The sequence below is a fragment of the Collinsella aerofaciens genome, assembly GCF_039062365.1.
Taxonomy (GTDB): Bacteria; Actinomycetota; Coriobacteriia; order Coriobacteriales; family Coriobacteriaceae; genus Collinsella.
On record NZ_JBCJBI010000028.1, the window covers coordinates 1 to 4,874 of the forward strand.

The window sequence follows — 4,874 nt, forward strand, 5'->3', positions numbered from 1 at the left end:
GGGTATCGGGTTCCCACATTCATCCGCACATGTGCGGATGAATGTGGGAGGTGTTCGGATAAAGTTGATAATCAAGGTTTGTCCAATCGGATGGTATTCGTGAACAAACGAACGTTTATGCTCGGGTATGTCGTGGTAAAATCTCAGGCGTTATCGGAGCAACCTTACAGGAGGTTTCTTTTATGCTCGTCAACGCAGCAGACATGCTCAAGAAGGCCGAAGCCGGCAAGTACGGTCTCGGTGCCTTCAACACCAACAACCTCGAGTGGACCCTGGCTATTCTCCAGGCCGCCGAGGAGGCCAAGTCTCCGCTGATCCTTCAGTGCACCGCTGGTGCCGCTAAGTGGATGGGCGGTTTCAAGGTCTGCGCCGACATGGTCAAGGCTGCCGTCGAGGCCACGGGCGTTACCGTTCCCGTCGCCCTTCACCTCGATCACGGTTCTTACGAGGACTGCTTCAAGTGCATCGAGGCCGGCTTCACGTCCATCATGTATGACGGCTCTCACGAGGAGACCTTCCAGCTTAACCTCGACCGCACCAAGGAGCTCGTTGAGCTTGCCCACTCCAAGGGCATGTCCATCGAGGCCGAGGTCGGCGGCATCGGCGGCACCGAGGACGGCGTGACCTCCAGCGGCGAGCTCGCTGATCCTGCTGAGTGCAAGCAGATTGCTGACCTGGGCGTCGACTTCCTCGCTTGCGGTATCGGCAACATCCACGGCGTGTACCCTGCCGACTGGGCTGGCCTTTCCTTCGAGCGCCTGGGCGAGATTAAGGCTCAGACCGGCGACCTGCCCCTCGTCCTGCACGGTGGCACCGGCATCCCCGAGGATCAGATCAAGAAGGCCATCTCCCTGGGTATCTCCAAGATCAACGTCAACACCGATCTGCAGCTCGTCTTTGCCAAGGGCGTTCGCGAGTACATCGAGGCTGGCAAGGATCAGCAGGGCAAGGGCTTTGACCCCCGCAAGCTCCTCAAGCCTGGTCGCGACAACATCGTTGCCCGCACCAAGGAGCTCATGGAGGAGTTTGGCTCCGTCAACAAGGCGTAAGTAGCGGTTTAACTTCCCGCCGGAGGCCCCGTTTCCCCTACGCTGTTTCCCTCGCGCTCACCTGGCTTCGCCAGAAGTCGCGCGACGGAATCAGCTCCGGGGAAACGGGGCCTCCTTCGTTAACTCGCTACAGGGTTACTGGGCTGATTATTTCTTATAGCTATCGTTTGTCGGTGTTGAGGGCTCCTTGACTGGGGCTTTCTTTTTTATCTCGCTACAATGGGCTTCAAGAGTTCTAATGACTTGGAGTTTGGTATGGCTGTTATTGATGTGCTGCCTTCGGATGGGAAGGTTATTGACGAGGGCTCTGTTGGTTGCTCTGTCGATGTTTGCTGTGATGATTTTCGCCATCTCGATATTGGGCTACCGCCTGAGATTCTTCGTCTTAAGGGTGCCGGGTATTTGACGCAGGCTGTTGCTGCCTGCGATCGTCTTTTGGAGCAGAATCCCGATCCCTCGTTGGCCGCTTGCGTTCGCGCCGAACGGTATCGCATGATCGAGACGCCGCTTCATTTTTCGGTGTCGCGCGATCGGGCTATTGCGATGATTCGCGAGGAGTGGCCTGAGTTTACCGAGGAGCAGTTTGACGATCTGATTGACCGTAAGCGTATTGACTGGCGCTTTATCGATGGTGAGCTGTTCGTTCTCGACAACTTCCTCGATTCGCTTCGCGTATATCCCAAAGAGGTCCCCGGCATGCGTCCCGATCCTACGGACGGAATAGCACTGCGCAACGAGATGCTCAAGGAGATGGAGTCGCAAAACGGATTGACTCGCGTTATTACGCTTAAGGCGTCCTTGTCTGTCCCCGGCGCTCTAGAGGGGGAGACCGTTCGCGCTTGGCTACCCGTTGCCGCCGCCTGTCGTCAACAGTCTCATATCGAGGTTCTCGATATGACGCCGGAGGGTGCTGTTGCTCCCGCGAACGCTTCGGCGCGTACCGCCTCGTGGTCTTCTTCGAGTGATCGCTCATTCTCGGTGACCTATCGCTATCAAATCAATGCCGCTTATCGCGATATTTATGGGGGTGCGCTTCCGTCGCATCCGCGTATGGACGCGCCGCTGCCCGAGGATATTTCTGAGGACCGTCCGCACATTGCATTCACGCCGTATCTGCAGCAGCTGACGGCCGGTGTTGTTGACGGACTCGAGGATCCGCTCGATCGCGCCCGTGCTATCTATGATTATCTGACGCAGTATATCGACTATCGCTATCAGCCGCCGTACTTGCTTTTGGGATCTATTGCCGATGACTGTGCGCATTCGCTCCGCGGCGATTGCGGCGTTATGGCGCTCACGTTTATCACCATGTGCCGTATCGCGGGCGTGCCTGCCCGTTGGCAGAGCGGCCTGTATGTTGCGCCCGATTCGGTGGGGTCGCACGACTGGGCAGAGTTCTATACGCCGCAGACCGGTTGGCTCAACGCCGACGTGTCATTTGGATCTTCTGCTCGCAGGATGGGGGAGGAGTGGCGCCGCCGTCACTACTTTGGCAATCTCGACCCGTGGCGTATGGTGGCCAACAATCGATTCCAGGCAGAGTTTGAGCCCTCTTTCGACGGCATGCGCGAGGACCCTTACGATAACCAGATGGGCGAGGCTTCGGTCGACGGTCGTGGATGCCGTCAGCGCGAGATGCTCCGTTCGGTCGAGCTCATCGAAATGCTCGAAGTTCCATTTTCGGACTAATCAACAGAAAGCTGTGATAAACTAACTCACGCATTGCGTGCCCGAGTGGCGGAATTGGCAGACGCAGTGGACTCAAAATCCACCGTTGGCAACAACGTGCGAGTTCGAGTCTCGCCTCGGGCACCATACATGCAAGCGAGCGTTCAAGGGGGTTGCGGCCCCCTTTTTCGTGCCGAACTCGCGTGAGCGCGCGAAGCGTTAAGCAAACAGGCCTGTGGCCTGTTTGTAGCGGAGCGTGGCGAGGGCGCCACGCGCCCGAAGCCCGGGGCTTCGCGAAGCGAAAGCCCTTTGAGTCTCGCCTCGGGCACCATACATGCAAGCGAGCGTTCAAGGGGGTCAAGGCCCCTTTTTCGTGTACGTAATGTGATAACGCGCTATACGTGTTATTATTCGCAAGGCGTTGTTCCCGCAATGCCCCAAAGAGGAACCCGAGGGTTCCCACCTTTTGGCGCCAATGAGCAGCTGACTGGTCATACAACTTAGATCTCCTTCCTCAAATCGAGGAAGTCTATGTGTACGACCTGGTTGCTGAGAAGCGCCGGGTTATTTTTTTATGAATGGAGGTAGGGAAAATAGCTAAGTCTGATGACACCCGCATCAACGACGAGATCACTGCATCTTCGTGCCGTTTGATTGGCGTCGATGGCTCTCAGCTCGGCCTGTTCGCCATCCGCGATGCCCAGCGCGTCGCCGACGATCAGGGTCTCGACCTGGTCGAGATCGCTCCCAACGCGGAGCCGCCGGTCTGCAAGGTCATGGACTACGGTAAGTTCAAGTACCAGCAGGCCATGAAGGCCAAAGCTGCTCGTAAGAACCAGTCCAAGGTCGAGGTTAAGGAAATGAAGTTCCGACCCAAGATCGACGTTGGTGACTACGAGACCAAGAAGGGCCACGTTCTGCGTTTCCTCAAGAAGGGCGCACGCGTTAAGATCACCATCATGTTCCGCGGCCGTGAGATGGCTCACCCGGAGCGGGGTCTTAACGTTCTCGAGCGTCTCGCCGAGGATCTCAAGCCTTACGCTACGGTCGAGTCCAAGCCTAAAATGGAAGGCCGTAACATGCTTATGCTGCTCGCCCCGATTAAGGGCGCCTTCGATGAGGATAAAGCGGCAAGCGATACCAAGTAACTAGTGTTCTGTAACCGATTAAGGAGTATTTCATGCCTAAGATGAAGTCCCACAGCGGCACCAAGAAGCGTTTCCGCAAGACTGGTACCGGCAAGCTTATGCGCGCCAAGGCTTTCAAGAGCCACATCCTGAGCAAGAAGTCCACCAAGCGTAAGCGTGGCTTCCGTCAGGAGACCGAGATCGCCGCTGCCGACCGCAAGGTCATCAAGTCGCGTCTCGCCTAAGTTCGCGTTCCCGTTTTTCGTTTTACCGTATAGGAGTTGATAGAACATGGCACGTATTAAGCGCGCTGTTGCCGCCAAGAAGAAGCGCCGTACCGTTATGCACCGTGCGAAGGGTTACTACGGTGCCGCTTCGCGTACTTACAAGCATGCTAAAGAGCAGGTCCAGCACTCCCTGCAGTATCAGTATCGTGATCGCCGCAACAAGAAGCGCGAGATTCGTTCTCTCTGGATCACCCGTATCAACGCTGCTGCTCGCCTGAACGACATCTCTTACTCTCAGTTCATGCACGGCCTGAAGGTTGCCGGCATCGAGCTCGACCGCAAGGTCCTGGCTCAGATGGCTTACGAGGACATCGAGTCCTTCAACGAGCTGGCTACCATCGCCAAGAAGGCTCTCGAGGCCTAATAGATTCTCTTGAATCGCTAGGGGAGTGTCGCGTTGTGCGCGGCGCTCCCTCTTTTTATCTGAAGCGCGGTTTACATTGCTAAAAGCGCGGGTAGATAAACACTTACAGGTGACCGATCTCTATATATTCCTGAACCAAAGGGTCATCATCTGATACGTGCGGAAGATCCGCACCAGTCTTTCTATTACCTATAGAAAGCAATATGTTGTGTAGGACTTGTGAAGAGTGGAATTGACGTCTCACAGAGCTTCGCGGTCTGGCAATATATCTCCTTGCCGCGCGGCCCGGTGCAACCGGATCGGCCGCAAAGCGTGCACCTTGAGAACCGGATACTGCGAGGATGGACACATTGAGTGTCGCATCCGGGCAGACATCGAA

6 protein-coding genes and 1 tRNA gene are annotated in these 4,874 nt (G+C 56.3%); 6 read left to right on the forward strand and 1 reads right to left on the reverse strand.

Going from position 1 to position 4,874, the window contains the following annotated elements; translation table 11 throughout:
• Positions 1–182 precede the first annotated feature (182 nt).
• The 6 genes from fba to rplT all read left to right on the forward strand — a co-directional run bounded on the left by fba (position 183) and on the right by rplT (position 4,495).
• Complete coding sequence (gene fba / locus ABCN01_RS09455; RefSeq protein ID WP_035137086.1) at positions 183–1,049, forward strand: class II fructose-1,6-bisphosphate aldolase; 867 nt, start codon at positions 183–185, stop codon at positions 1,047–1,049.
• 255 nt (positions 1,050–1,304) lie between these two features.
• Positions 1,305–2,738, forward strand: coding sequence for a transglutaminase-like domain-containing protein (locus tag ABCN01_RS09460; RefSeq protein ID WP_342997060.1), 1,434 nt, complete (start codon positions 1,305–1,307; stop codon positions 2,736–2,738).
• Between the two features lie 39 nt (positions 2,739–2,777).
• Positions 2,778–2,864 (forward strand) — tRNA-Leu (locus ABCN01_RS09465).
• 431 nt (positions 2,865–3,295) lie between these two features.
• Positions 3,296–3,865, forward strand: a complete 570-nt coding sequence (gene infC / locus ABCN01_RS09470; RefSeq protein ID WP_117629662.1) for a translation initiation factor IF-3 — start codon at positions 3,296–3,298, stop codon at positions 3,863–3,865.
• Positions 3,866–3,897: 32 nt separating this feature from the next.
• Positions 3,898–4,089, forward strand: coding sequence for a 50S ribosomal protein L35 (rpmI, locus tag ABCN01_RS09475; RefSeq protein WP_006234422.1), 192 nt, complete (start codon positions 3,898–3,900; stop codon positions 4,087–4,089).
• A gap of 46 nt (positions 4,090–4,135) precedes the next feature.
• Positions 4,136–4,495, forward strand: coding sequence for a 50S ribosomal protein L20 (gene rplT, locus ABCN01_RS09480; protein ID WP_006234421.1), 360 nt, complete (start codon positions 4,136–4,138; stop codon positions 4,493–4,495).
• A 103-nt stretch (positions 4,496–4,598) separates the two neighbouring features.
• Here the strand turns inward: rplT and ABCN01_RS09485 are convergent.
• A partial coding sequence (locus ABCN01_RS09485) for a hypothetical protein (RefSeq protein WP_342997061.1) occupies positions 4,599–4,874 on the reverse strand: 276 nt, incomplete at its 5' end.

What these genes read in the sequence shown, in the direction of transcription:
- ABCN01_RS09460 (WP_342997060.1), top strand. Translation starts at nt 1,305, where the DNA reads ATGGCTGTTATTGATGTGCTGCCTTCGGATGGGAAGGTTATTGACGAG.
- fba (WP_035137086.1), top strand. Translation starts at nt 183, where the DNA reads ATGCTCGTCAACGCAGCAGACATGCTCAAGAAGGCCGAAGCCGGCAAG.
- rplT (WP_006234421.1), top strand. Translation starts at nt 4,136, where the DNA reads ATGGCACGTATTAAGCGCGCTGTTGCCGCCAAGAAGAAGCGCCGTACC.
- rpmI (WP_006234422.1), top strand. Translation starts at nt 3,898, where the DNA reads ATGCCTAAGATGAAGTCCCACAGCGGCACCAAGAAGCGTTTCCGCAAG.
- infC (WP_117629662.1), top strand. Translation starts at nt 3,296, where the DNA reads ATGGAGGTAGGGAAAATAGCTAAGTCTGATGACACCCGCATCAACGAC.